This window comes from Paraburkholderia sp. CI3, assembly GCF_050436505.1.
Taxonomy (GTDB): Bacteria; Pseudomonadota; Gammaproteobacteria; order Burkholderiales; family Burkholderiaceae; genus Paraburkholderia; species Paraburkholderia tuberum.
In genome coordinates this window covers 918611-941930 of the sequence record NZ_JBNDMI010000003.1, presented here as the reverse complement: position 1 = coordinate 941930, position 23320 = coordinate 918611, and the positions used below count along the sequence as shown (strand labels likewise).

Annotated in this window: 23 protein-coding genes; 16 read left to right on the top strand and 7 right to left on the bottom strand. The window is 64.2% G+C overall.

The features are described 5' to 3' along the window. Positions 1-4: 4 nt before the first annotated feature. Together OKW29_RS13140 and OKW29_RS13135 are read left to right on the top strand one after the other, a co-directional pair. Complete coding sequence (locus tag OKW29_RS13140; RefSeq protein ID WP_429291351.1) at positions 5-1180, top strand: alginate O-acetyltransferase AlgX-related protein; 1176 nt, start codon at positions 5-7, stop codon at positions 1178-1180. Then, a complete protein-coding gene (locus tag OKW29_RS13135) occupies positions 1158-2822 on the top strand; it encodes a glycoside hydrolase family 44 protein (protein WP_429291350.1) in 1665 nt (554 codons plus the stop codon). The genes OKW29_RS13140 and OKW29_RS13135 overlap by 23 nt, the downstream gene beginning before the upstream one ends. A gap of 238 nt (positions 2823-3060) precedes the next feature. Here the strand turns inward: OKW29_RS13135 and OKW29_RS13130 are convergent, their stop codons facing one another. The 3 genes from OKW29_RS13130 to OKW29_RS13120 form a co-directional block, all read right to left on the bottom strand. Continuing rightward, on the bottom strand, positions 3061-3849 hold the full coding sequence (locus OKW29_RS13130; RefSeq protein WP_429291349.1) for a CDP-diacylglycerol diphosphatase: 789 nt from the start codon (positions 3847-3849) through the stop codon (positions 3061-3063). A gap of 103 nt (positions 3850-3952) precedes the next feature. Continuing rightward, positions 3953-5407, bottom strand: coding sequence for an indoleacetamide hydrolase (iaaH, locus tag OKW29_RS13125; protein ID WP_429291348.1), 1455 nt, complete (start codon positions 5405-5407; stop codon positions 3953-3955). A gap of 203 nt (positions 5408-5610) precedes the next feature. Beyond that, a complete protein-coding gene (locus OKW29_RS13120; protein WP_184062756.1) occupies positions 5611-5826 on the bottom strand; it encodes a transcriptional regulator in 216 nt (71 codons plus the stop codon). A 727-nt stretch (positions 5827-6553) separates the two neighbouring features. Here OKW29_RS13120 and OKW29_RS13115 point away from each other — a divergent pair. After that, the gene (locus OKW29_RS13115; RefSeq protein ID WP_429291347.1) at positions 6554-7267 is read left to right on the top strand and encodes a J domain-containing protein; all 714 of its coding nucleotides are present in this window, start codon (positions 6554-6556) and stop codon (positions 7265-7267) included. A gap of 283 nt (positions 7268-7550) precedes the next feature. Then, positions 7551-8171 (top strand): arsenate reductase ArsC, encoded by a 621-nt coding sequence (locus tag OKW29_RS13110; protein WP_429291346.1) that lies wholly within the window; start codon positions 7551-7553, stop codon positions 8169-8171. Here the strand turns inward: OKW29_RS13110 and OKW29_RS13105 are convergent. Continuing rightward, positions 8168-8494 carry an H-NS family nucleoid-associated regulatory protein gene (locus OKW29_RS13105; RefSeq protein ID WP_184011295.1) on the bottom strand — a complete coding sequence of 109 codons (327 nt, stop codon included), beginning with the start codon at positions 8492-8494 and terminating at the stop codon, positions 8168-8170. The two genes, OKW29_RS13110 and OKW29_RS13105, sit on opposite strands and share 4 nt — an antisense overlap. A 788-nt stretch (positions 8495-9282) precedes the next feature. Between OKW29_RS13105 and OKW29_RS13100 the strand changes: the two genes are divergently transcribed. Further along, entirely contained in the window at positions 9283-9591 is a 309-nt protein-coding gene (locus OKW29_RS13100; RefSeq protein WP_187616267.1) for a hypothetical protein, read from the top strand. Positions 9592-9709: 118 nt separating this feature from the next. Here OKW29_RS13100 and OKW29_RS13095 read toward each other — a convergent pair whose 3' ends face one another. Further along, the gene (locus OKW29_RS13095; protein WP_184031549.1) at positions 9710-9985 is read right to left on the bottom strand and encodes a hypothetical protein; all 276 of its coding nucleotides are present in this window, start codon (positions 9983-9985) and stop codon (positions 9710-9712) included. Between the two features lie 943 nt (positions 9986-10928). On the opposite strand from OKW29_RS13095, the gene OKW29_RS13090 reads away from it, so the two are divergent. From OKW29_RS13090 to OKW29_RS13070, 5 genes are all read left to right on the top strand, one after another. Further along, a complete protein-coding gene (locus tag OKW29_RS13090) occupies positions 10929-11546 on the top strand; it encodes a copper-binding protein (protein WP_429291345.1) in 618 nt (205 codons plus the stop codon). A gap of 144 nt (positions 11547-11690) precedes the next feature. Continuing rightward, a complete protein-coding gene (locus tag OKW29_RS13085; RefSeq protein WP_429291344.1) occupies positions 11691-11924 on the top strand; it encodes a hypothetical protein in 234 nt (77 codons plus the stop codon). Between the two features lie 162 nt (positions 11925-12086). Next, positions 12087-12839: an SDR family NAD(P)-dependent oxidoreductase gene (locus tag OKW29_RS13080; protein WP_090810144.1), complete on the top strand. Its 753-nt coding sequence runs from the start codon at positions 12087-12089 to the stop codon at positions 12837-12839. A 99-nt stretch (positions 12840-12938) separates the two neighbouring features. Then, entirely contained in the window at positions 12939-14117 is a 1179-nt protein-coding gene (rhmD, locus tag OKW29_RS13075; protein ID WP_429291343.1) for an L-rhamnonate dehydratase, read from the top strand. 57 nt (positions 14118-14174) lie between these two features. After that, the gene (locus tag OKW29_RS13070) at positions 14175-14957 is read left to right on the top strand and encodes an SDR family NAD(P)-dependent oxidoreductase (RefSeq protein ID WP_429291342.1); all 783 of its coding nucleotides are present in this window, start codon (positions 14175-14177) and stop codon (positions 14955-14957) included. Positions 14958-14976: 19 nt separating this feature from the next. On the opposite strand, the gene OKW29_RS13065 is transcribed toward OKW29_RS13070, so the two are convergent. Beyond that, positions 14977-15972, bottom strand: coding sequence for a LysR family transcriptional regulator (locus OKW29_RS13065; RefSeq protein WP_018425428.1), 996 nt, complete (start codon positions 15970-15972; stop codon positions 14977-14979). Positions 15973-16093: 121 nt separating this feature from the next. On the opposite strand from OKW29_RS13065, the gene rhaM reads away from it, so the two are divergent. The 6 genes from rhaM to rhaS all read left to right on the top strand — a co-directional run bounded on the left by rhaM (position 16094) and on the right by rhaS (position 22070). Next, complete coding sequence (gene rhaM, locus OKW29_RS13060; protein WP_429291341.1) at positions 16094-16411, top strand: L-rhamnose mutarotase; 318 nt, start codon at positions 16094-16096, stop codon at positions 16409-16411. A 63-nt stretch (positions 16412-16474) separates the two neighbouring features. Further along, positions 16475-17368: an amidohydrolase family protein gene (locus OKW29_RS13055; protein ID WP_429291340.1), complete on the top strand. Its 894-nt coding sequence runs from the start codon at positions 16475-16477 to the stop codon at positions 17366-17368. Positions 17369-17414: 46 nt separating this feature from the next. Continuing rightward, positions 17415-18944: a sugar ABC transporter ATP-binding protein gene (locus OKW29_RS13050; RefSeq protein ID WP_184062735.1), complete on the top strand. Its 1530-nt coding sequence runs from the start codon at positions 17415-17417 to the stop codon at positions 18942-18944. Continuing rightward, positions 18941-19996, top strand: a complete 1056-nt coding sequence (locus OKW29_RS13045) for an ABC transporter permease (RefSeq protein ID WP_184031485.1) — start codon at positions 18941-18943, stop codon at positions 19994-19996. The genes OKW29_RS13050 and OKW29_RS13045 overlap by 4 nt, the downstream gene beginning before the upstream one ends. Then, positions 19989-21020, top strand: coding sequence for an ABC transporter permease (locus OKW29_RS13040; RefSeq protein WP_429291339.1), 1032 nt, complete (start codon positions 19989-19991; stop codon positions 21018-21020). Before OKW29_RS13045 ends, OKW29_RS13040 begins: the two co-directional genes overlap by 8 nt. 39 nt (positions 21021-21059) lie before the next feature. Continuing rightward, complete coding sequence (gene rhaS, locus OKW29_RS13035; protein ID WP_429291338.1) at positions 21060-22070, top strand: rhamnose ABC transporter substrate-binding protein; 1011 nt, start codon at positions 21060-21062, stop codon at positions 22068-22070. Between the two features lie 91 nt (positions 22071-22161). Here the strand turns inward: rhaS and OKW29_RS13030 are convergent, their stop codons facing one another. Next, the gene (locus OKW29_RS13030) at positions 22162-23313 is read right to left on the bottom strand and encodes a CmpA/NrtA family ABC transporter substrate-binding protein (RefSeq protein ID WP_429291337.1); all 1152 of its coding nucleotides are present in this window, start codon (positions 23311-23313) and stop codon (positions 22162-22164) included. Positions 23314-23320 lie beyond the last annotated feature (7 nt).

Sequence of the window (23320 nt, the reverse complement as noted above, 5' to 3'; positions counted from 1 at the left end):
CGCCATGGAAGATCCCAAGCCGCTACCTCAATTACCCGCCTCGCGCGCCAGCAAGATCGCTGCCGTCATCCTGATGGTCTTCCTGTTCGCGGGCCTGCTTTCCAATCTCAGGTTCGCGTCGACGACCGAATCGGTGTTGCCTCATGCCGTGACCCGGGCCGGCATTCTGGACGGTGCGGTATCGAAAGAACTCGCCAATCGCATGGCCGATACGCCGATCGCCGCCGACGCGGCGCGCGCGCAGCGTGCGCTGGGTTGGCTGACGCTGCACGATCTGGGGCCGCGCGTGCGGCAGGGCTGCCCGGGCTGGTTGTTCCTGCGCGACGAACTCAGCGTGTATGCCGATAGCGACAGTCATCTCGCCACGCGCGCGGACACGGTGGCCGCCGTGCAGCGCGAGCTGGCGAGGCACGGTATCGCGTTGCTGGTCGTCGTGGTGCCCGACAAGTCGCGTATCGAGCCGCAGCATCTGTGCAGTCTGTATCGTCCGGTTTCGTTGGGTGCGCGTCTCGCTGAGTGGACCTCGCGTCTGACCGCTGACGGCGTGCAGGTGCTGGATCTAAGTGCGGCGCTGCGTGGCGCGCCGGGCGGCGCTTTTTTTCGGACTGACACGCACTGGACCGAGGACGGCGCGGGTGCCGCGGCGCAGGCCGTGGCGCAGCGCATCCGTGCGATGGGGGTCCCGCTGGGTTCGAGTAAGCCCGACTATCGCGTCACAGACAAGCCTCCCGGCCGGCGGCCCGGTGATCTTGTGCGTCTGGCCGGCCTGGATGATTTGCCGCCGTCCTGGCAGCCGAGGCCTGAGATTGCGGCCAGCCGTGACTACATTCCTCAGGCTCAGGCGGCCGCGTCAGCCGACGATCTGTTCGGCGATGCCGATCTGCCTGGCATCGCCGTGATCGGCACTTCTTATTCGACGACGTCCGATTTCGTGCCTCAGCTCGCTTTGGCACTCGGAACAGGCGTGGGTAATTTCGCACGCGAGGGCGGCAAGTTCGGCGGCTCGGCGCGCGCCTATTTCGCGAGTCCGGCTTATGCTCAGACACCGCCCAGGCTCGTCGTTTGGGAATTGGACGAACGGGATCTGCAGTCGCCGCTCGAAGCGGAAGATACGGTCGTCGTGCCGAAATCCAGCGCCATAGACTCACGGACTCCGCATGTCGAAGCCAGCACACTTTAACTGCCATAGCTTGATGGCGATGATGCTAGGGGCGGGCGCGCTGCTATACGCCGATCTGCCTATGGCTGCGCCGCTGCCGGTGATCATTACGGTGGATGCCGCGGCCAACCGGCATCCAATCAGCCCGCTCATCTATGGCTTGAACTTCGGGACGGCGGAAATCCTGCGGGATCTGCGCGTGCCGATCAACCGCTCGGGCGGCAACACCGCTTCGGCTTACAACTGGCGGGTCGACGCTCACAACACGGGCCAGGACTGGTTTTTCGAAAGCCTGCCGACCGATCCAAAAGACATCTACCAATATAACGACCGTTTCGCGGCGCTTACCCGTGACGGACACGCTTCCCCGATGCTGACCATCCCGATGATCGGCAGGGTAGCGCGACTCGATAAGGACGGTAAGCCGCTCGTCAGTTTTTCGGTCAGCAAGTACGGCAAGCAGCAGAGTGTCGACGCTCACGGTTTGTCTGACGCGGGCAACGGCATCGCACCCGACGGCACCCCTATCAGGAACGACCCGGACGATGCTTCGTTGCTGGACGATCCGCAGAGCCAGCAGGAGCGCGTCAGGCAACTCACGCGTGGATCCGGTAGTGCCGGCTCGGACGGTGTGCATTACTACCTGATGGACAATGAGCCGAGTCTGTGGCAAATCAACCATCGCGACATGCATCCCATCGGCGCTCATGCCAGCGAGGTAGCGAACAAGGTGATCGCCTATTCGCACGCCGTGAAGGCGGCAGACCCGGGCGCGCGGGTCGTGGCACCGGAAGAGTGGGGTTGGACCGGGTATCGCTTTAGCGGCTTCGATCAGCAGTACTTCGCCGCGCACGGTCAGGGCAATCCGCCGGACAGGGAAAACGAAACGCGAGGCATGGACTACGTCCCATGGCTGCTCACGCAATGGAAGCAGGCCGGCCGCCCTGTCGACGTTTTCAGCCTGCACTTTTACCCGCAGGGCGGAGAATTCAAGGAAAACCAGAATGCGGCCACGGCTGAAACGCCTGCCATTGAACTCGCCCGTAACCGCTCCACGCGCGACCTGTGGGATACGAGCTACAAGGATCCGACCTGGATCAATAGCGTGGTGGCCTTGATTCCATTGATGCGGCGGTGGGTCGACAGCTATTACTACGCTGGTACGCCGATCGCGCTGACGGAATACAGTTGGGGCGGCGATACGACCATGAACGGCGCCACGGCCCAGGCCGACGTGCTGGGCATCTTTGGCCGGGAAGGGTTGGACATTGCCACGCGCTGGGGCACATTGAATCGGGACATGCCGGTCTACAAGGCGATCAAGCTCTATCGCAACTACGATGGCCAGGGCTCGGGCTTTGGCACCACCAGCATCGCCGACACGCAGCCCGACCCGGATCGGGTCTCGTCTTTTGCCGCCGTGCGTGATCACGACCGCGTCATGACCATCGTGGTGATCAACAAGCAGCTTGATCAACCGGCTGACGCCACAATTGCGATCAACAACTTTGATGTGACTCAAGGCAAAGCCCAGACCTGGCAACTCATGGACAATGCCATATCCCGTCTGCACGACACCGACTATGCGAGCGGCCAATTGCACCTTACTCTGCCGCCGAAAACCGTAACCTTGCTGGTTTTGCACGGCGCGGGCCGGCAATGACTCCGTTGCTCGCATGCTGGTGCGGGTCAATTCCGGCCCGGTGGATGCCGGCCTTGAGCCGCTCGATCTGATCGTGTATCGCGCGAGCCATGCGGGTACGTCGCGCCAATCGCCGTCGCGACTCGCAGGTTAAGACCGATCGTACGGGGCAACGCTGTGCGCCCGAACCATTTGATTGAGTAATGCATCTGCGCAATCGTGGAAAAGCGGGCGCGAATTCTGCGTGTTCGGCAAACGCTCAATGATCGTCCGCGACGCGGCACGCGTGATCGAGCAGCCCTTCGGCCGTGCCGCTGCCGCCTTCGATGTCGATACCGCTGTTGACGATCAGCCAGCCATCCCGAGCCGCGGACGGTCCCGCACCGGTAACCAGGATGGTTTGGGTGGCCATCGTCGCCGGATCAGGATTGTCGCGGGCGACGATCCGGAACGGGTTGTCGGCGCCGCTCAGCGAGTTCACCCGCATGATCCTGTAGCGCTCGCCATCGAGCGTCTCCCAACGCCACTCGCCAGGCGTGTCGTGAGCGTGATCGGCGAGCGCGGCGCTGACTTCACGCCGCATGCAATCGATGTGGATATGCAGCTGGTTTTGCGAGCGACGAGATTCGGAGTTGATTTCGAGGCCGAGCAGATCGTCGGGCAACTCGCGTTTGACCGCTTGCTGCACGTAATGACGCGAATCCCACGCGTCACGCCAGTAGTCCTTCGCATCGGGCGCGAGGATCAGCGGACTTTCGATGCCGGTGATGCGATCGGTCGGCATCAGCAGAAACTGCGAGGGGCCGAGAATGTCCTTCAGGACGACGTAGCGTTTGTCGAGATCGACGACCGTGCATTGACCCGGTGTGCCCGTGGCCTGCTGCGACGGCACGCAGCGGATGTCGACGATCTTCCACAGCGCGTTGGAATCGACCGTCGCGAGGCGCGCGCAGGCGCTGGCGGCGAAAGCGACCGCGAGCACGGCGCTCAAGTGAACGACGCGGCGTACGAGGCCGCGAAATGAGAGGGCGGTGGCGGGGGTCGTCATCGTCGCTTAAGAGGAGGTTCGGGCGGGCAAAGCGTCGGAATGCGGGCTGCAACGCGCAGGCATTAAAGCACAAACCTGATGGCGCGCACGTGAAACACGGGCTTCAAAGCACCGGCGCGGGCAACGTTCCCAGTACCTGTTCGAACGCGATACCGATGGCCAGCAGGCGCCTGTCCGAGCCGAGCGGTCCATCGAGTTCGAGGCCGACCGGCAGCCCGCTCGCGCTGATACCCGCCGGCAGCGACAGCCCCGGAATGCCGGATGTGCTGGCCGGGTCGGTATTACGCAGGAACGCTTCCATCGTATCGATTGGTGGACCGCCGTCGATCGTGACCGTCGACGAGCCGTTCAGATCGTCGATCGGTACCGCGACGAGCCGCGTCGTCGGAAACAGCAACGCGTCGAGACCGGCATTCGCGAACGTCGCGGCGACGTAGTTCCGCAGCCGCGGTCGCCAGTAGTTGAGCGCCGCCGAGTAGTGCGAGCCGAGCACGTCGGCGAGCACGTCGTCGTAGATCGCGCGCACATCCGGGCTCGCGATGCGCACGGCCAGTGCGGCGACGGTTTGCACCGGCGCCCGATTCGCGACCAACCACGCGAGCACGTCGTCGCGCGCTTCGTGAATGGCGAGCGGACCGCCGACCATCCCGTTCAGATACTCCAACTCATGCATCGCGACCGGCACGAACGTGACGCCCGCCGCTTCGAGCTTTTGCAGTGCGGCGCGCGCGACGTCCTCGACCTGTCGCTCGAGAGCATCCCACAGCGGCGCGGGCAAGCCGATGCGCAAGCCGTCGAGCGCAATCGCAGGCAACGCGCCGTCGCCGGTGATCACGCCGTCGAGCAGCGCCAGGTCGGCGACGCTGCGTGCCATCGGCCCGACGGTATCGCGCGTATGGCTGATCGGCACCACCGCGTTGGGGTCGTGATAGCGCCGCTCGGCACCGCCATTGCCGACCGATGGACGCAAGCCTGCGGTGCCGGTCAGCGCGGCCGGGATGCGGGTCGAGCCGCCGGTGTCGGTGCCGAGTCCGGCGGGCGCGATGCGCGCGGCGATCGCCACGGCGGTGCCACCCGACGAGCCGCCCGGTATCAGCGACGGATCGTACGGATTGCGCACCGGCCCCGCGTGCGCGGACAGGTTGGTACTCGTGATGCCGAACGCGAGTTCGTGCATGTTGGCCTTGCCGAGCACGATCGCGCCCGCGTCGACGAGGCGTTGCACAGATGGGGCGTTGGTGTTCGGCACGAAGCCCGCGAGCGCGGGCGTGCCGGCCGTCGTCGGTAGACCTGCGGTGTTGATGTTGTCCTTGACGACGATCGGCAAACCGGCGAGCGGCAGACGTGCCCGCTCAGCCGGCGGCAATGCGTCGATGCGCTGCGCCGCCGCGAGCGCGCCGTGGAAGTCAAGCGTGGTGAGCGCATTCAGGTGCGTGAGCGCGGCGGCGCGCGCAAGCAGGGTGGCGACGTAGTCGGCGGCTTTGAGGCGGCCCGATTGCAGCGCCTCGACCGCTTGTGTCGCGCTGAGCGCGAGCTGTGCGTCGACGGTCCATGTCATGACCGGCGTCTCCGTATCGATGGGTGCGTCGCGGGCGGCGCGAGTTTCGACTGCATCCGTCGAAGTAGCGGACAGCTCACGCGGGCAGACAGCGAACGCAAGGGTTCAGCTATTCTGGCACATCCGCCTGAAACCCGATGCCGGGCGATGCGCAACGCGTGTCGCGCTCGCTGTCATCGATATCGATGCGCTCCGGGATCGCCTTATTGGTGATTATCGATCCACATACGGCCCCAGTCCGACGCGTAGGCGAGTGCATGCTCTTCGTCGAAGAAGTAGTCGAGCGCGTCGAACGAATAAGCCTTGCGCGTATTCTCGTCGCGCTGCTCGATCGTCAGATTGGCGGCGAATAATCCGTTGGGGAGCGGTTGCGTTGCCGCTTCGACCTCGTAGCCCTTGTAGCGGATGTGTGAGTTCATGATCTTGACTTGTCTGTGTGCCCGCGAATGTCGTGCGGAATACCAATGCGTGTGGCGCGGCCCTGTCGTTGCCATAGGTGAGTGAAGCGGCGGGCAGGTCAAGCGTAGGGCGCGCTGCGCAGCGGTTGAACCAATCTTTCGTCGAAAGCAAATCAGCGCGGGGCCGGAGTGGTAATCAGAAGCCCGGATTGGATCGAAGTCGCTGTGTCCGGTGACTCTATTCGCGTGGAGGCACGGTGTCTGTTATGTGGCGCACGGTCGCTCGGCGCAAAGCGTGGCGCCGCGCGCGATTGCGGCGGCGTCACGGTGCCCGGGGAGTATTCAGACCGCGTGCAGGACGCGCGCGGGACGACCGTCAGCGGCGATGGAGGTGGCGGGGCTCGGTGCGCAGGCCAGGCTCGCAGTCGCATGGCTCGACGCGGCGGGCGCTTTGCAATGCACGTGAGCGCGCGGCCGATAAGCAGATGGCGAACCGTTGGTTGGGCGCGTGCGGGTCTGACGACAAGATGGGCTCGTCTCTCCTCCATGACATCTCCTTAGACATGGGACTCGGTCTCGCTACGCAAGTGGTGGGGCCTTTTTTTCGTGGGCCGTTGGAGGACGATCTGCCGCCGTGCCATCGCGGCAATGCCGGCATGCGCGTGCTTGCGTGGAGGCCGGGTCACGATGACGCCGCTTTTAGCATGCTACGATGCCCGCAGTGATTTTTCGCGAGATCGAGTCCAGCATGGCAACCCTGTATGAGACGCTCGGCGTGCCCGCGCACGCCACCGACGACGAAATCAAGCGGGCCTACCGTAAAGCCGCGATGAAGTGGCATCCGGACCGCAACCACGGTGACGAGGACGTGGCGCGCGCGGCGTTCCAGGAAATCAAGGACGCGTACGCGATCCTGTCCGATGCCGAGCAGCGCAACGTCTACGACGCGGTCTACACCGAGCAGATGCGCGAGTGGGAGGCGCAGCACACGCGTCGGCAACGCGCGCAGGCGAAGCGCGAGGCAGCGGCGCGCGCGGCCGACGAAGCCGCGTATGCCGAGATGGTGTCGATCGCGATCCGCTTCGCCGACCAGGGCCACAATCGCGACGTGCTGTTCGGCGTATTGCTCGGGCGGCAATGCGAACCGCAGCGCGCCGCGCAGATCGCCGACAGCGTCGCGGCGTTGCAGGCCGCGCGCCGCGACGAGGCGGACGCCGCGCAACACGCCCAGCGCGCGGGAAAGACCGCGAAGAGCGCGCAAGCGGCGCAAGCCGAGGCGTCCGAGCCCGAACTGGCGGACCGCGCGCAAGACACCGGCGCGGCCTCGCAAACCGCCCCTCACGACACGCAGCCTTCCAGACGCGAGAACCATGCGAAGCGCGACGAAACCGTCAGCGACATGCATCCGGCCGGCGCGCTCGGCAACCTGTGGTTTCAGTTCCTCAACAGCCTGAAGTTCTGACCCGCCGCCGACGGCGACCGGGCCAAGCCCATCGTGCCGGACCGGCGGGCCGGCGGCAGCGTCGGTTGATCTGGCAAATATTGACAGGGTGCTGAAACAGCGGGCCGGACACTGGTACACTGCCCATCGTTCGCAAAGTTGTGCTCTGTGCCCGTGAGTCGAGATACCTGGTGCGAATCCCGAGGCGCAAATAATAAAGATGCCGTAGTGTCACGGGGGCGCAAGACTGGAGCGGCACAATTCCGCCCAGAGGCCAATAAAAAAACATCGGTACGGGGTAAGCGTGTCCAGAAAATATAAGGTGTTGTTTCTCTGCCGCGATAATTCGATCCGCAGCATCATTGCCGAAGCTTTACTGCGCGAACTGGCGGGGCACCGGTTCGACGCGTTCAGCGCGGGCCCTGAACCGGCCGCGCGCCTTCATCCACTCGCGGTCGCGCAATTGCGGCCCGGCATTTCCGGGCGCGCGGTGCTGAGCCCTAAAAGCTGGCTCGAATTCACCGGCGAATGGGCGCCGCGCATGGATATCGTGATCGCGCTCGACGAATTCGTCGGCGGACTGCACGCGCCGGTGTTTCCCGGCGCATCGGCGTTCGTCTATTGGACTATTACCGATCCGCTCGCGGGCGGCCACGGGTCCGCTGACGAGCAGGCCCGTCTTTTCGACAAGACCTTCTGGCAGATCGTCCGGCAGGTCAGCGCGCTTATCGAACTGCCGCAATATGCGCAGCCTGCCTCGAATCACGCGAATCTCGTCGATGCGGCGAATGCCGTCAATGCGGGGAATACGGTGAATGCCGTAAACGTGGCAAGCGGTGGCGCAAAACCGGTGCGTGGCACGGCGGTTCGTTTCGAAGCCGCAGCCATTGTGCCCGCGCCTTCGAGCGCGGCGGCCTGCACCTAGCGGTTATTCGGGCGCCCGAGCCGCGTGCCGGCGAACGGGTCATTCGACCAGTCCACCTGTTTTTTCGGTTGGGGCGCGGGCGCCGGTTTTGCGGCCAATTCGAAATGCTCAATGCTCTGGCCGGCACTAATAGCCTGCTTCAACCATTGCGGCATTTCGCCATTGCCGTCCCAGCTGTCTCCGGTCGCATTGCGATAGCGCTCAGCCTTTTTGGCCAATGACTCGGTCGCCAGCGCTGCGGCAAGGTCTTCTGGTCTGATACCAAACTCTTCCATACGATGGCGGAGATACGCAATCATGCTATCTCGCTTCCTTTCGTCCATAGGATATTCGTCCTTCTAAAACGTGCAGCGTGCTGTCGAAGACAGATTGCGGGGAAAAAGCTGCGAAGCATCGAGCCCGACTGAATGGGGCCGGCCCGCGGTGGGGTTGTCGATTGACGGAAATGCCATGTGCCGGGTTAAAAACGTTGCTCCCTGAATTGCAATACGGCCTCGGACAAAGACGGCCGCTGGAACAACCGACCCTCGAACCGAGAGTCTCGATCAGCAAATATTTCAGCATGTCGCAACGCGACGAACGAGGCCGGTAAGCCTGACGTTCGCTATGAAAAACTCTGTGTCTCGATGCAATGATTGCGAATGGATGGAGTCATTCCACGCTGTCCGTCTTTCACCGGACTTTCGTCGATGTGCGGGTTCGCTTTTTGTGCGTTGTAGCAACATGATAGCGCAATGCGCGAGCAAAGCACGCTTAGTTCACGTTGAATTTGTCGGTGAACGCGGTTTATCGAACGGTGTGGACGATTGGCGACACTGCTGGAAGCTCCTGGGATTGAATTCCGGGGTGCGCGAACTATAAAAGAAGGACGACAAGCTGCGAATGCAGACTTACAGCCGCCTTGTGCGCGCCGATTCCGCCGACGCTCGGGAACGCGTCGAGTATCGGTTGCAAGCGCGGTAATTCTTCATCTGTTTAGTTCGGTGACCCGTCGCAGCAGTAGCGCATTGGCATCGACCCGTTCCTCGGCCCCGATTGGGCAGGTTGGCTGTTCGCGGATCAATTCTTGTGGAGGACGAACACTGCTGCGCCGGATTCGAGGAGTCCGGAAATGAGAGTACGTATATTGATGATTGCCGCGACCGCCGTTCTGTTTCTCGCGCCGAGAACGGCCATCGCGGAGGAGTTGAGCGGCCAGGCGGACCACGCCGTGTCGGGTCGCGCGATGATGGAGCACGATGCGGACGAATCGGCGCAGGCGACGACCGACATGTCGTTCGGTCAGAACTGGGACCCGCGTGAGCAGGGCATACGCAACGCGTCGTATGGTGGTGTTCCGGCGGGCGAGTCGCAAGCGGGAGGCCGGCGCAGCCAGTCATGCTCGTTCAGCACGGAGTGCAAGACTTATTTCGGTCAATGACCAGAGTTCGCGAGCGGCAGCGGGGCGCCAGGAACGACCCCGGATCGCGAGGCAACGAACAGGTGCCGAGCGCTGCCGCCGCCGCCTTTCACGCGCTTGATCGCAAGCGCATGCCGTTTCACGCGAATGCCAATTCCCGCTGGGCATCAGCGCAGCGCTCGCCGAGGCGAGCGACGATATCGTCGACGCCGCGCGCCGCGTCGTTTTCCGCCGCTTCGTAGTAACCGCGGAACTCCTCGAGCAGAGCGCGCCATGACCCATGCCAGCGCGTTTCTCTTAGACAGGCGCCGGACGAATCGGCAATACGCAACACGCCGTTGTCCGGATAGAACGTCAGCGTGACGAGGAGGCCGTCGATGACGCAGGCGGCGGTGCAGGGGCGAGTCGTGACCATGTGTGGTGTCCTTTCGATAAACCAATGTGTGTGCGTTAGACGGTGACGCGAGCTTTAGCAAACGCTGTGCCTGTGATGCCCACGTGACCGTGGCCATCGGCTCAGGCGTCCTTTTTCGTTGCCTTGACGGCAAAATTCGCTCGATCAATAACCCGTGTTCGCAGTATTCCAATGATTGACGACAATTTTTTGTATTCGTCGCGCAGCGATGCGTAATCGCTTCAGTATCATCCATTAGGGTTTGTGCGGAGTCGTTCGGCGATTGCCAATCTGCCGCGCGCCCACCGCTTTTCAATGCATATCGAATGCGCCGATTCGACTGTTGTCAGGCAACCGGACAGAGTCAGAGCGAGGACGGCGTCGCCGGGCATCTGAGCTCAGCGAATTGCAGCGATCATATTTTTATGGCAAATGAATCGCCCACCGTCATAAAAGATTTGACGCGGCAAACCCGATTAATCGGGAATGGCGATGCGCAGCCACTTTTCTTGCCATTCCTTTGCGCGTTTGCTAGCATCCCCGAAACCGTTTGAAATAGTCATAACGTTCGGCAATTTCCGGACCCGCTCACGTTGGGTCACCCGGTAGTCCATCTCGTTGCGAGGAATATGTTATGGCTAGCTCTCTACCCCTCCGCTGACGCTCGCGGGAACGCATGTGCAAAGCCGCGCGGCCCCTTGCGCAAGCTCATCCGCCACGACTCCGCATACCGATTGCATCGCATGGAGAAGCACGCGCTTTTCGCGATTGGCTCTCCGGGACAAATCGACGCATTAGAAAGGAACCGCCATTGGTTTCAAAAAGGGTAACCCCGTCCGATAAAAGCGATTAATAGTCCGTTTTTCTTTTTATTCAAAGCGACTGCACTTGCCGGTGCCAAGCGTAGTACGCGATCTGCGACAAAAATTTGCCGTAACATCGACGCAATCAAAAGGAGCATTTCATGGCTTGTAATTCAACGGACTCCGGGCTCATGCGGGTGAAGGCGATCGCGGTTGCGCTGGTGGTTTGCGTCGCCGCGGCGGGTCCGGCGCTGGCACAGGACAACGCGGCCGCATCCGCGCCGGAACAGCGGGCAATTGGCGCCGCGGCGCTGCTGCACGTTCAGGCGCGCGTCGTCGCGATCGATCCCGCGACGAACAGCGTGACGCTGCGCGGCCCGCAAGGCGGCGAGGAAACTTTCGACGTGAATCCGCAAGCCGCCGACGTCAGCAAGCTGCATGTCGGCGACGTCGTGACGATTGCGTACAAGAGGGCGGTGCTGGTCGGCGTCGACAAACTCGCGCCGAACGGAATCCGCCAGCGCATCGATACCGAAGTCACACAGCCTGCGGCGAACGGTGTCGTTGCATCGGCGCGGCGCGTCGAGGTCGTCGCGACGGTGCGCAAGATCGATCGCAAGAAGCGCACGATCACGCTGCGCGGGCCGTCGCGCACGGAAACGCTCGACGTGGCGCCGGACATTGCGCTCGAGAAACTGAAGGTCGGCGATTCGGTGCGCGCGGTATTCGTCTCGGCCATCGCGGCGTCGGTGTCGCGCAATGGCGCGGACGTCAAATAACGGCGATCGAGAAGGCTTAAATAAACTACGCTGAAGCGTATCGAGGTGCACGGCGTCGAACCGCAACCGGCGGTTCGACGTCGCGCCGGCCATTGCGGCTCGGGTTTCACGATGGTCATCGCGTCGCGCGCGAAGGAGCGGGGAATGGAACAGAGCGAAACGGAAACCACTGCCGAATCGGAGCGCAAACGGCTGGTCCGCAGCAAGATACACGTGGGCCTCGCGGCGCTCGGCACGTTGTCGTCGGTGTTCGGGATCGGCATAGCGATCATCGGCGGGATCAACTTCGACCAGACCAAGGTGCTGGTCGGCGTCGGCATCATCGCCGTGTCGACCATTCTGTACGTCTCAATGCTTTTCATCGCTGCCGATGATTAGCCGCTTCGCTTCCCTTTAGCGCTCGCTCCCGCTGCCGATCCACTTTTGCTATCGCCCCCGCGAATTGTCGAATTGTTGGCGCATCGCACCGCCCGTATATTGACTGCAGCGATATACAACAACTCGATGGCACGCCGCACGGCGGCCTACAGGAGCGCATCAATGAATCGGATCGATCTGGAGGGGCGCACGGTCGTCATCACCGGCGGCGCGCGTGGCATCGGCTACGCGGTCGCGCAGCGGGCGTTGCGCTCGGGCGCGTCGGTCGCGTTGTGGGACGTCGATAGCGAACGGCTCGCGCGCAGCCAGCGCGAGCTGAGCGAACTCGGCAAGGTCAGCGCCATCACGGTCGAGCTGACCGACGACGCCGCGGTTCAGCAGGCCACCGCGCAAACGGTCGCCGGGCACGGCTCGATCGACGTGCTGATCAACTGCGCGGGCATCACCGGCGGCAACGGCACGACCTGGGAGCTTGCACCCGACATGTGGCGCCGCGTGATCGACGTGAATCTGATCGGTCCGTACCTGACCTGCCGCGCGGTCGTGCCGCAGATGCTGAAGCAGGGCTACGGCCGCATCGTCAATATCGCGTCGGTGGCGGGCAAGGAGGGCAATCCGAATGCTTCGCACTACAGCGCATCGAAAGCGGGGTTGATCGGGCTCACCAAGTCGCTCGGCAAGGAACTCGCGACCAGAAACATCCTCGTCAATGCGGTCACGCCGGCCGCGGCCAAGACCGAAATCTTCGATTCGATGTCGCAGCAGCACATCGACTACATGCTGTCGAAGATTCCGATGAACCGTTTCCTGCTGCCGGAAGAAGCGGCGTCGCTGATCCTGTGGCTGTCTTCCGAAGACTGCGCGTTCAGCACCGGCTCGGTATTCGACCTGTCGGGCGGCCGCGCCACCTATTGAGCGCGCTGCTCGCGCATTGCTCACGTCCCGCAGCGTATTGCACACGCCTCGAACGCGCGTTGTCGAGCCGCTTCGACGCCTCTCTCACGGAGCCCTTTCATGGCCATGCCTACCATCCGGCACGTGCGTGCCTTCATCGTTCGCGGCGGCGGCGCGGACTATCACGACCAGGCCGGCGGACACTGGATCGACGATCACATCGCGACGCCGATGGCGCGTTATCCCGAGTACCGCCAGAGCCGCCAGTCGTTCGGCATCAATGTGCTCGGCACGCTGGTCGTCGAGATCGAAGCGAGCGACGGCACCGTGGGCTTCGCGGTGACGACCGGCGGCGAGATCGGCGCGTTCATCGTCGAAAAACATCTCGCGCGTTTTCTCGAAGGACAACTGGTGACCGACATCGAGAAGATGTGGGATCAGATGTACTTCGCGACGCTGTACTACGGGCGCAAGGGCGTCGTGCTGAACACGATTTCCGGTGTCGATCTCGCGCTGTGGGATCTGCTCGCGAAGGTTCGCAAGGAGCCCGTGTATCAGCTATTGGGCGGTCCGGTGCGCGACGAGCTGGTGTTCTATGCGACCGGCGCGCGGCCCGATCTCGCGAAGGAGATGGGCTTCATCGGCGGCAAGCTGCCGTTGCAGCATGGTCCCGCGGAAGGCGAAGACGGACTCAGGCAAAACCTCGACAAGCTCGCCGACATGCGCTCGCGCGTCGGCGACGACTTCTGGCTGATGTACGACTGCTGGATGAGCCTCGACGTGCGCTACGCGACGCGGCTCGCGCAAGGCGCGCACGAATACGGCCTCAAATGGCTCGAGGAATGTCTTCCTCCCGACGATTACTGGGGTTACGCCGAACTGCGCCGCAACGTGCCACGCGGCATGATGGTGTCGACCGGCGAGCACGAGGCGACGCGCTGGGGCTTCCGGATGCTGCTGGAGATGCAGTGCTGCGATCTGATCCAGCCCGACGTCGGCTGGTGCGGCGGCATCACCGAGCTGATCAAGATTTCCGCGCTCGCCGATGCGCACAACGTGATGGTGGTGCCGCATGGCTCGTCGGTGTACAGCTATCACTTCGTCGTCACGCGCCATAACTCGCCGTTCTCCGAGTTTCTGATGATGGCGCCGAAAGCCGACGAAGTCGTGCCGATGTTCAACCCGCTGCTGCTCGACGAGCCGGTGCCGGTGAACGGGCGCATGAAGGTGCCGGACACGCCGGGCTTTGGCGTGCGGCTCAATCCGGAATGCGCGCTGGTGCGGCCTTATCAGCATTGAACGTGTCGAACGTTTTGAACCTGTGCCGAACGGCGAACCGCCGCAAAGGAGACTAAGGTGCTGCTCAAGGACAAAGTCGTGATCGTCACCGGCGGCTCGCGCGGCATCGGACGCGCGATCGCGGTGACCTGCGCGCGCGAAGGCGCGGACGTGGCGATCAACTACTGGGGCGACAACGACGCATCGTATGGCCGGCGCTCGGCGGTCGAGGAAGTCGTCGGCGAAATCGAGGCGTTGGGGCGGCGCGTGATCGCGGTGGAAGGCAACGTCGCGGCGCGCGACACCGGCCAGGAGCTGGTGCGACGGACGGTCGACGCGTTCGGCAAGCTCGACGTGCTCGCGAGCAATGCCGGCATCTGCCCGTTTCACGCTTTTCTCGACATGCCGGCGGACGTGCTCGAATCGACGGTCGCGGTCAATCTGAACGGCGCGTTCTTCGTCACGCAGGCTGCCGCGCAGCAGATGAAAAAGCAGGGCACCGGCGGCGCGATCGTCGCGACGAGTTCGATCAGCGCGTTGGTGGGCGGCGGCATGCAAACGCATTACACGCCGACCAAGGCCGGCGTGCATTCGCTGATGCAGTCGTGCGCGATCGCGTTGGGGCCGTTCGGCATCCGCTGCAACTCTGTCATGCCGGGCACGATCGCGACCGATCTGAACGCCGAAGATCTCGCCGACGAAGCGAAGAAGGCCTACTTCGAAAAGCGCATTCCGCTCGGCCGCCTCGGGCGTCCCGACGACGTCGCCGATTGCGTCGTGTTTCTCGCGTCGGACCGCGCGCGCTATGTGACGGGCGCCGCGCTGCTCGTCGACGGCGGCCTGTTCGTGAACCTGCAATAAGCGACGCGCGATGCGGGCGTCAATTGACCGTGACGGGCGTAGTCGGCGTGCCGGGTGCGGCGGCCGGATTGTCGCGCGCGAGGTCGCGCGAGAAGCCGCGCAGCAGTTCGATGAAGCGCAGCGCCGGCTCGGCGAGCTGCTCTTCCTTGCGCGTGAGAATGCCGAAACCCGCGAGACTCTTGCCGATTTCGAGTGGCAGCGCGACCAGCAGCCCGCCGCGCACATGATCGCGCACGACCGACTCCGGCAGCATCGCGACCGCATCGTAATTCTCGAGCAATTGCAGCGTCGCGAAGATCGACGCGCATTCGGTCAGATTGACTGGCGTGGCGAGCCCGGCACGCGCGAGTTCTTCCTCGAACAGCACGCGCGCCGGACTCGTGACGGGTTGCGCAACCCACGGCCACGCGACCAGTTCGCGCAACGTGATGCGCGTGCGCCGCGCGAGCGGATGCACGGCGCGCACGACGAGCAGCAGCGTTTCGCGCGCGAGCGGCTCGAAGCTGAAGTCGTTGTGCTGCAGAGGGTTGGTCAGGCGCCCCAGCGCGAGATCGACCTCGCGCCGATGCAGCAATTGCACGACCTGATCGCTTGTTTCACCGAGGATGCGCACGCTGAGCAGCGGGCTTTCGGTCTTCAGCGCGGCGACCGACATCGCCAGCAGATCGGGCGCGGCGCCCATGATCGCGCCGACGGTCAACTGGCCGTGACCACCGCGGCGTTTGACATCGAGGTCTTCGGCGAAGCGTGTGAGCTCGGCAAGCGCACGGCGCGCGTAAGCGAGCGTGACGACGCCGAGCGGCGTCGGCGTCATGCCGCGCGCGTTGCGCTCGAACAGCAGGAAGCCGAACGCTTCCTCGATGTCGCCGAGCATGCGGCTCGCGCTCGGTTGCGCGACGTTGACGGCCTCGGCGGCCTGATGCAGGTTGCGGGTGTCGTCGAGTGCGACGAGCAGGGCGAGATGCTTGAACTTGAGACGATTGACGAGTGCGACGGCGGCTGAATGTTGGCTCATGGTGCCAGTAGGAGTGCCCGTGCGATTCGGTTTGTGGATCGACCAATCCCAACAACGGATTGAGAGGCTATCGATGCAGGAATTATAGTCGGTCGAAGAGGTCGACAGGAGACAGGCCGCAATGGAGACAATCGCTTTCCGGATGGTGCTGAACCCCGGCATGCGCGAAGAATACGAACGGCGTCATACGCAGATCTGGCCCGAGCTCGTTGACGCGCTGCACAACGCCGGCGTGCGCGACTACCGGATTTTCTTCGATCCCGACACGCATCATCTTTTCGCGGTGCTCTCGCGCACCAGCGATCACACGATGGACCAGTTGCCGCAACTCGACGTGATGCGCAAATGGTGGGATTACATGGCCGACATCATGCAGACCGCGCCCGATCATACGCCGCTGTCGCAGACGCTCGAACCGGTCTTTCATCTCAGTCGTTGAGTCGAGCTGAACCCGCAACGACGCACGAACCTCGAAACGCTTTTCACCGGACGAAGGTGCCGCATGCAGGTTGTCGATTCGCATATCCATCTGTGGGATCTGAAGACGCATCGCTATCCGTGGCTGGAGAACCCGGGCGTGTCGTTCGTCGGCGATGCGCGCGATCTGAAGCACGACTATCTGCTCGACGATCTGCTCGGTGAAGCGGGCGACGTCGACGTGCTGAAGCTCGTGCACATCGAAGCGAATCACGATCCGGCCGATCCCGTCGAGGAAACGCGCTGGTTGCAGTCGATTGCGGATCGCGACGCCTCGCGCGGCATGCCGAATGCGATCGTCGCCGCCGTGGACCTGTCCGCGCAAAATGCGCCCGCGTTGCTCGAAGCGCATGCGTCGTTCGCGAATACGCGCGGCATCCGGCAGATTCTCAACGTGCACGACAACAAACTGTTCGATTACGTCGGCCGTCATTACCTGCGCGAGCCGCGGTGGCGCGAGCATTTCGCGTTGCTGCGCCGTTACGACCTGTCGTTCGATCTGCAGCTGTATCCGTCGCAAATGGAAGAGGCGGCCGCCTTGGCGCGTGCGCATGCGGACACGCTTCTGGTCGTCAATCATGCGGGCATGTTCGTCGATCGTAATAGCGTGGCCGGTTACCGCGCGTGGCGCGAAGGCATGCGCCTGCTCGCGGCGTGTCCGAACGTCGCGGTGAAGATCAGCGGGCTCGCGATGTTCGATCATCACTGGACCGTCGAAAGCCTGCGGCCTTATGTGCTCGAAACGATCGATACGTTCGGCGTCGAACGCGCGATGTTCGCGTCGAATTTTCCGGTCGACCGGCTGTTTGGTTCGTATACGGATTTGTGGCGCGCGTACGCGGCGATCGTTGGCGATGCGAGCGAGGCTGAGAAGGACGCGGTGTTTCGGCGCAACGCGGAACGGTACTACCGGATTTGACGCGCGGCGCGTCGAAGAGAAGCAGCCGCAAAAAAGGAGACACGTAGTGCAGCCATCCCCTTCCACGGTACCGCGACTCGAGTTGCGGCACGCGAGCAAATCCTTCGGCCGGGTGCGCGCGCTGTCCGACGGCGACCTCGTGCTGTGGCCCGGCGAGGTGCATGCGCTGCTCGGCGAGAACGGCGCGGGCAAATCGACGCTCGTGAAAATTCTCGCCGGGGTGCATCAGCCCGACGCCGGCGAGCTCCTGGTGAACGGCGAGCCACGTCGCTTCGCGACGCCGGCCGAAGCGCGCGACGCCGGGCTCGCGGTCATCTATCAGGAGCCGACGTTGTTCTTCGATCTGTCGATCGCGGAAAACATCTTCATGGGCCGGCAGCCGGTCGACCGCTTCGGCCGCATCCAGTACGACGCGATGCATCGCGAAGTGGACGGACTGCTCGCGTCGCTCGGCGTCGAGTTGCGCGCGGATCAACTGGTGCGTGGTCTGTCGATCGCGGATCAGCAGGTGATCGAAATCGCGAAGGCGTTGTCGCTGAACGCGAGCGTGCTGATCATGGATGAACCGACGGCCGCATTGTCGCTGCCCGAAGTCGAGCGGCTCTTCGCGATCGTGCGCAAGCTGCGCGAACGCGACGTCGCGATTCTGTTCATCACGCACCGGCTCGACGAAGTGTTCGCGCTGACGCAGCGCGTGACGATCATGCGCGATGGCGCGAAAGTCTTCGACGCGCTGACCGCCGATCTGAGCACCGACGCGATCGTCGCCAGGATGGTCGGCCGCGATCTGCAAACGTTCTATCCGAAGGCCGATTGCACACCGGGCGACGTGCGTCTGTCCGTGCGGGGCTTGACGCGCATCGGCGTCTTCAAGGATGTCTCGTTCGACGTGCGCGCCGGCGAGATCGTCGCGCTCGCGGGCCTCGTCGGCGCGGGACGCAGCGAGGTCGCGCGGGCGATCTTCGGTATCGATCCGCTCGATTCGGGCGAAGTGTGGCTGACCGGCAAGCGGCTCGACACCGGCAAGCCCGCGGCCGCGGTGCGCGCGGGGCTCGCGCTGGTGCCGGAGGATCGCCGCCAGCAAGGGCTCGCGCTCGAACTGAGCATCGCGCGCAATGCGTCGATGACGGTGCTCGGACGGCTCGTTCGGCATGGGCTCATTTCGACGCGCAGCGAAACGCAGCTCGCCAACAAGTGGGGCACGCGTCTGCGCCTGAAGGCGAGCGACCCGGGGGCGCCGGTCGGTACGCTGTCGGGCGGCAACCAGCAGAAGGTGGTGCTCGGCAAGTGGCTCGCGACCGGCCCGAAAGTGCTGATCATCGACGAACCGACGCGCGGCATCGACGTTGGCGCGAAAGCCGAGGTGTATGGCGCGCTCGCCGAACTCGTGCGCGATGGCATGGCCGTGCTGATGATTTCGAGCGAGTTGCCCGAGGTGCTCGGTATGGCCGATCGCGTGCTCGTGATGCACGAAGGCCGCATCAGCGCGGAGCTCGCGCGCGCCGACGCGAACGAGGAGCGCATCATGGGCGCCGCGCTCGGTCAGGGACTTTCACCATTGGGACGTGCAGCATGATGCGCCATTCGACCCATCCCGCGCCGGTGCGGCAGTCGCTGCCGAAGCGTTCCGCCGCTTCATCGGGCGGCCTCGTCGCGAGCGTCGCGAAGAGCCGCGAAACCACGTTGTTCGTCGTGCTGATCCTGCTGATCGCGGGGACCGGGCTCGCGAAGCCGCAGTTCCTGAATCTGCAGAATTTGCGCGACGTGCTGCTGAACGTATCGATCATCGGTCTGCTCACGGCCGGCATGACCGTCGTGATCCTGATGCGGCATATCGATCTGTCGGTCGGCTCGACGGTGGGTATCAGCGCGTACGCGGTGGGCAGCCTGTACGTTGGGTTCCCGCATATGCCCGTGCTCGTCGCGCTGGCCGCGGGGCTCGCGATCGGGCTCGTCGCGGGCGGCATCAATGCGCTGCTCGTCGCGGTGGGGCGCGTGCCTTCGCTCGTGGCGACGCTGTCGACGCTGTACATCTTTCGCGGCGCCGATTACGCATGGGTGCACGGTGGCCAGATCAACGCGACCAGTCTGCCCGACGCGTACTCGCGGCTCGCGACCGGCACGCTGCTCGGCATCCCGACGCTCGCGCTGATCGCGATCGTCGTACTCGCCGGCCTGTCGGTGTATCTGAAGCAGTTTCGCGGCGGTCGCGAGCACTATGCGATCGGCTCGAATCCGGAAGCCGCGCGGCTCGCGGGCGTGAACGTCGAGCGTCGCGTGATGTCGGGCTTTTTGTTGTCCGGGGCGATTGCGGGCTTTGCGGGCGCGTTGTGGCTCGCGCGCTTCGGCACCGTCGATGCCAGCACCGCGAAGGGCATCGAATTGCAGGTCGTCGCGGCGGCGGTGGTCGGCAGTGTCGCGATTACGGGCGGCGTCGGCACGATCCTCGGCGCGACGCTCGGTGCGCTCGTGCTCGGCGTGATCAGCATCGCGCTCGTCGTGCTGCACGTGTCGCCATTCTGGGAGCAGGCGATCCAGGGCGCGCTGATCGTCGCCGCGATCGCCGCCGATACGCTGCTGGCCCGCTCCGTCGCCAAACGCATGATGAGGAAACGCGATCATGGCTAAACCCGATTCCGCGCTGCTCACGCGCAAGCGCGAAACGCCGCTGCAATGGGAAGCGTTGCTGGTGATCGTGCTGATCGTGTCGCTGGTGTTGGGCCGCTGGCTGTCGCCGGTGTTTCTGACCGGCGCGAACCTGAGCAACGTATTCGCCGATCTGACCGAGATCGCGCTAATGGCGCTGCCGATGACGCTGATCATCGTCGCCGCCGAAATCGATCTGTCGGTCGCGTCGGTGCTGGGCGCGTCGAGCGCGCTGATGGGCGTGCTGTGGCACATGGGTCTGCCGATGCCGGTCGTGATCGTCGTGGTGCTGATCGCCGGCGCGCTGGCGGGCCTGCTGAACGGCCTCGTGATCGTCAAGCTGAACCTGCCGTCGCTCGCGGTCACGATCGGTACGCTCGCGCTGTTTCGCGGTCTCGCGTATGTGCTGCTCGGCGATCAGGCGGTCGCGGATTTTCCGGCCGCCTATACGGCGTTCGGCATGAACACGCTTGGCCCCACGTTCATTCCGTTGCCGTTCGTGATCGTGATCGTCGCCGCCGTGCTGTTCACGGTTCTGCTGCAAGCCACCGCGTTCGGCCGCAGTCTCTATGCGATCGGCGCGAATCCGACCGCCGCCGCGTTCTCCGGCATCGAGGTCGTGAAGATCCGCTTGCGCCTGTTCGTGCTGTCGGGTCTCGTCAGCGCGCTCGCGGGCATCGTCTATACGCTGCGCTTCACGAGCGCGCGCGGCGATAACGGCGAGGGCTTCGAGCTGTCGGTGATCGCCGCGGTGCTGTTCGGTGGCGTCAGCATTTTCGGCGGACGCGGCTCGATGGTCGGCGTGCTGCTGTCGCTGCTGATCATCGGCGTGCTCAAGAACGCGCTGACGCTCGACGACGTATCGAGCGAAACGCTGACCATCGTGACCGGCGTGCTGCTGCTCGCGTCGGTGCTGATTCCGAACCTCGTCGCGCGCTGGCGGGCGGCACGCGACCGGCGTTTCATCGCGAAGTCCGCCGCCACGTCTTCTTCATCCGCAACCTAGCTTCCCCTCTCTGTCCAACAACAACGCAGGAGACACTTCATGTTCAAACCTCTACGTCACACCGGCATGGCCGCGCTCTGCGCCGCGTTGCTCGCGATCAGCTGCGGCGGCGCGTTCGCCGCGGAACTGAAAAGCGGGCTGAAGATCGCGTTCGTGCCGAAGCAGATCAACAACCCGTACGAGGTGATCGCCGACGACGGCGGCCTCGCCGCGATCAAGGAATTCGGCGGCGTGGGCAAGGCGGTCGGGCCGTCGGATGCGGGCGCGTCGTCGCAGGTGTCGTACATCAACACGCTGATCACGCAGCACCAGGATGCGATCGTGATTGCCGCCAACGATGCGAACGCGGTCGTGCCGTATCTGAAGAAGGCGATGGGTCAGGGCATCAAGGTCGTCACGTTCGACTCCGACACCGCGCCCGAGGGCCGCCAGCTGTTCGTCAATCAGGCGAACGCCGAGGGCATCGGCCGCGGCCAGGTGCAACTGGTCGCGAAGCTGATGGGCGGCGAGGGCGAGTTCGCGATTCTGTCGGCGACGCCGAACGCGACGAACCAGAACACCTGGATCAAGTGGATGCAGGAGGAACTGAAGAAACCGGAGTACTCGAAGATCAAGCTCGTCAAGATCGCGTACGGCAACGACGACGATCAGAAGTCCTTCGTCGAAACGCAGGGCTTGCTGCAGGCGTATCCGAACCTGAAGGCGATCGTCGCGCCGACGACGGTCGGCATCGCGGCGGCGGCGCGCTATATCTCGTCGTCGTCGAGCAAGGGCAAGGTGGCGGTGACGGGCCTCGGCACGCCGAACCAGATGCGCGCGTTCGTGAAGAACGGCACCGTGACCGCGTTCCAGTTGTGGGACCCGAGCGAGCTCGGCTATCTGGCCGCGTACGCGGCGGCGTCGCTCGCGTCGGGCAAGATCACGGGTAAGGAGGGCGAGACGTTCGACGCCGGCAAGCTCGGCAAGCGCACGATTGGCGCGCGCGGCGAAATCATTCTCGGGCCCCCGACCACGTTCGATGCGAGCAACATCGACAAGTACAACTTCTGAGCTTCGGCAACGCCGACTGTCCACCTGATCGCCGTTGGCGGGTCGTGGGCAGTCGGCGCAGCGGATCTCGGGGCTTTCGCGTGCGGTCCGCTCAGCGGCGGATCGCAAAACGCCGCGCATAAGCGGCGGATGGTGAGCCGCTTCCCCACACCGCGCCATCGATCAGTTCCCTTGTGACGTCCGCGCCGGGCACCGGCACGTTCACGCGCGCGGCGGCCTCGCGATACAACTGCGTCTGGTTGATGCGCGCGGCGACCGCGTCGTAGTCGTTGTGCGCATCGATGATCCCCCAGCGCTCGAACTGCGTGAGGAACCACGCGCCTTCGAATGGATGCGGATAGTTGACCGCGCCGTCGTCGAAGAAACGCATCGGCAGGCGGCGCGGGTTCGCCGTGTCGAGGTGGTCGCCGAGCCGCGCCGCGATCAGCGTCTCGTCGATACCGATGTAATCGGGCCGCGCGAGCCAGCGGGCGATCTCGTCGCGATGCCCGGCGCCGTCGAGCCAGCGGCACGCTTCGAGCACGGTCTGCACGAGCGCGCGCGTCGTGCGCGGATGCGCATCGACGAAATCGCGTCGGCAGGCGAGCACTTTCTCGGGATGCTCGGGCCACACCTCGCTCGAATAAGCGATCGTTTTGCCGACACCATGCGCCTCGGCCATTTCATTCCACGGCTCGCCGACGCACAGACCGTCGAGCCGGTCTTCGGCAAGCGCGGCGACCATTTGCGGCGGCGGAATCGCGACACTGTCGATGTCGCGCAACGGATCGACGCCTTGCGCCGCGAGCCAGTAGTACAGCCACATCGCATGCGTGCCGGTCGGGAAGGTGTGCGCGAACACCGGCTTGCGGCCGAGCGTCGCGAGCGCCTCGCGCAATGTGCCATGCTTCGCGAGCGCATCGGCGAGCCGATTCGACAGCGTGATCGCCTGGCCGTTGCGGTTCAGCACCATCAGCACGGCCATGTCGGTGCGCGGGCCGCCGAGGCCGAGCTGCACGCCATACACGAGCCCGTAAAGCGCGTGCGCGGCGTCGAGATCGCCGGCTAGCAGCTTGTCGCGCACGGCGGCCCACGACGGCTGGCGGCACAGTTCGAGCGTGAGCCCGTGCGCATGGCCGAACTCGAGCAGCTTCGCCGCGATCAGCGGCGCCGCGTCGGACAACGCGACGAAGCCGAGCCGCAGATGGGTCTTTTCAGGCGGCTCCGCAAAGGCCGCGGTGGTGACGGAAGTGGCTGGATTCATGAGCGCA

Coding starts and splice junctions, on each gene's coding strand:
- OKW29_RS13140 (WP_429291351.1), top strand. CDS start 5: ATGGAAGATCCCAAGCCGCTACCTCAATTACCCGCCTCGCGCGCCAGC.
- OKW29_RS13135 (WP_429291350.1), top strand. CDS start 1,158: ATGTCGAAGCCAGCACACTTTAACTGCCATAGCTTGATGGCGATGATG.
- OKW29_RS13130 (WP_429291349.1), bottom strand. CDS start 3,849: ATGACGACCCCCGCCACCGCCCTCTCATTTCGCGGCCTCGTACGCCGC.
- iaaH (WP_429291348.1), bottom strand. CDS start 5,407: ATGACATGGACCGTCGACGCACAGCTCGCGCTCAGCGCGACACAAGCG.
- OKW29_RS13120 (WP_184062756.1), bottom strand. CDS start 5,826: ATGAACTCACACATCCGCTACAAGGGCTACGAGGTCGAAGCGGCAACG.
- OKW29_RS13115 (WP_429291347.1), top strand. CDS start 6,554: ATGGCAACCCTGTATGAGACGCTCGGCGTGCCCGCGCACGCCACCGAC.
- OKW29_RS13105 (WP_184011295.1), bottom strand. CDS start 8,494: ATGGACGAAAGGAAGCGAGATAGCATGATTGCGTATCTCCGCCATCGT.
- OKW29_RS13100 (WP_187616267.1), top strand. CDS start 9,283: ATGAGAGTACGTATATTGATGATTGCCGCGACCGCCGTTCTGTTTCTC.
- OKW29_RS13095 (WP_184031549.1), bottom strand. CDS start 9,985: ATGGTCACGACTCGCCCCTGCACCGCCGCCTGCGTCATCGACGGCCTC.
- OKW29_RS13090 (WP_429291345.1), top strand. CDS start 10,929: ATGGCTTGTAATTCAACGGACTCCGGGCTCATGCGGGTGAAGGCGATC.
- OKW29_RS13085 (WP_429291344.1), top strand. CDS start 11,691: ATGGAACAGAGCGAAACGGAAACCACTGCCGAATCGGAGCGCAAACGG.
- OKW29_RS13080 (WP_090810144.1), top strand. CDS start 12,087: ATGAATCGGATCGATCTGGAGGGGCGCACGGTCGTCATCACCGGCGGC.
- rhmD (WP_429291343.1), top strand. CDS start 12,939: ATGGCCATGCCTACCATCCGGCACGTGCGTGCCTTCATCGTTCGCGGC.
- OKW29_RS13065 (WP_018425428.1), bottom strand. CDS start 15,972: ATGAGCCAACATTCAGCCGCCGTCGCACTCGTCAATCGTCTCAAGTTC.
- rhaM (WP_429291341.1), top strand. CDS start 16,094: ATGGAGACAATCGCTTTCCGGATGGTGCTGAACCCCGGCATGCGCGAA.
- OKW29_RS13055 (WP_429291340.1), top strand. CDS start 16,475: ATGCAGGTTGTCGATTCGCATATCCATCTGTGGGATCTGAAGACGCAT.
- OKW29_RS13045 (WP_184031485.1), top strand. CDS start 18,941: ATGATGCGCCATTCGACCCATCCCGCGCCGGTGCGGCAGTCGCTGCCG.
- OKW29_RS13040 (WP_429291339.1), top strand. CDS start 19,989: ATGGCTAAACCCGATTCCGCGCTGCTCACGCGCAAGCGCGAAACGCCG.
- rhaS (WP_429291338.1), top strand. CDS start 21,060: ATGTTCAAACCTCTACGTCACACCGGCATGGCCGCGCTCTGCGCCGCG.
- OKW29_RS13030 (WP_429291337.1), bottom strand. CDS start 23,313: ATGAATCCAGCCACTTCCGTCACCACCGCGGCCTTTGCGGAGCCGCCT.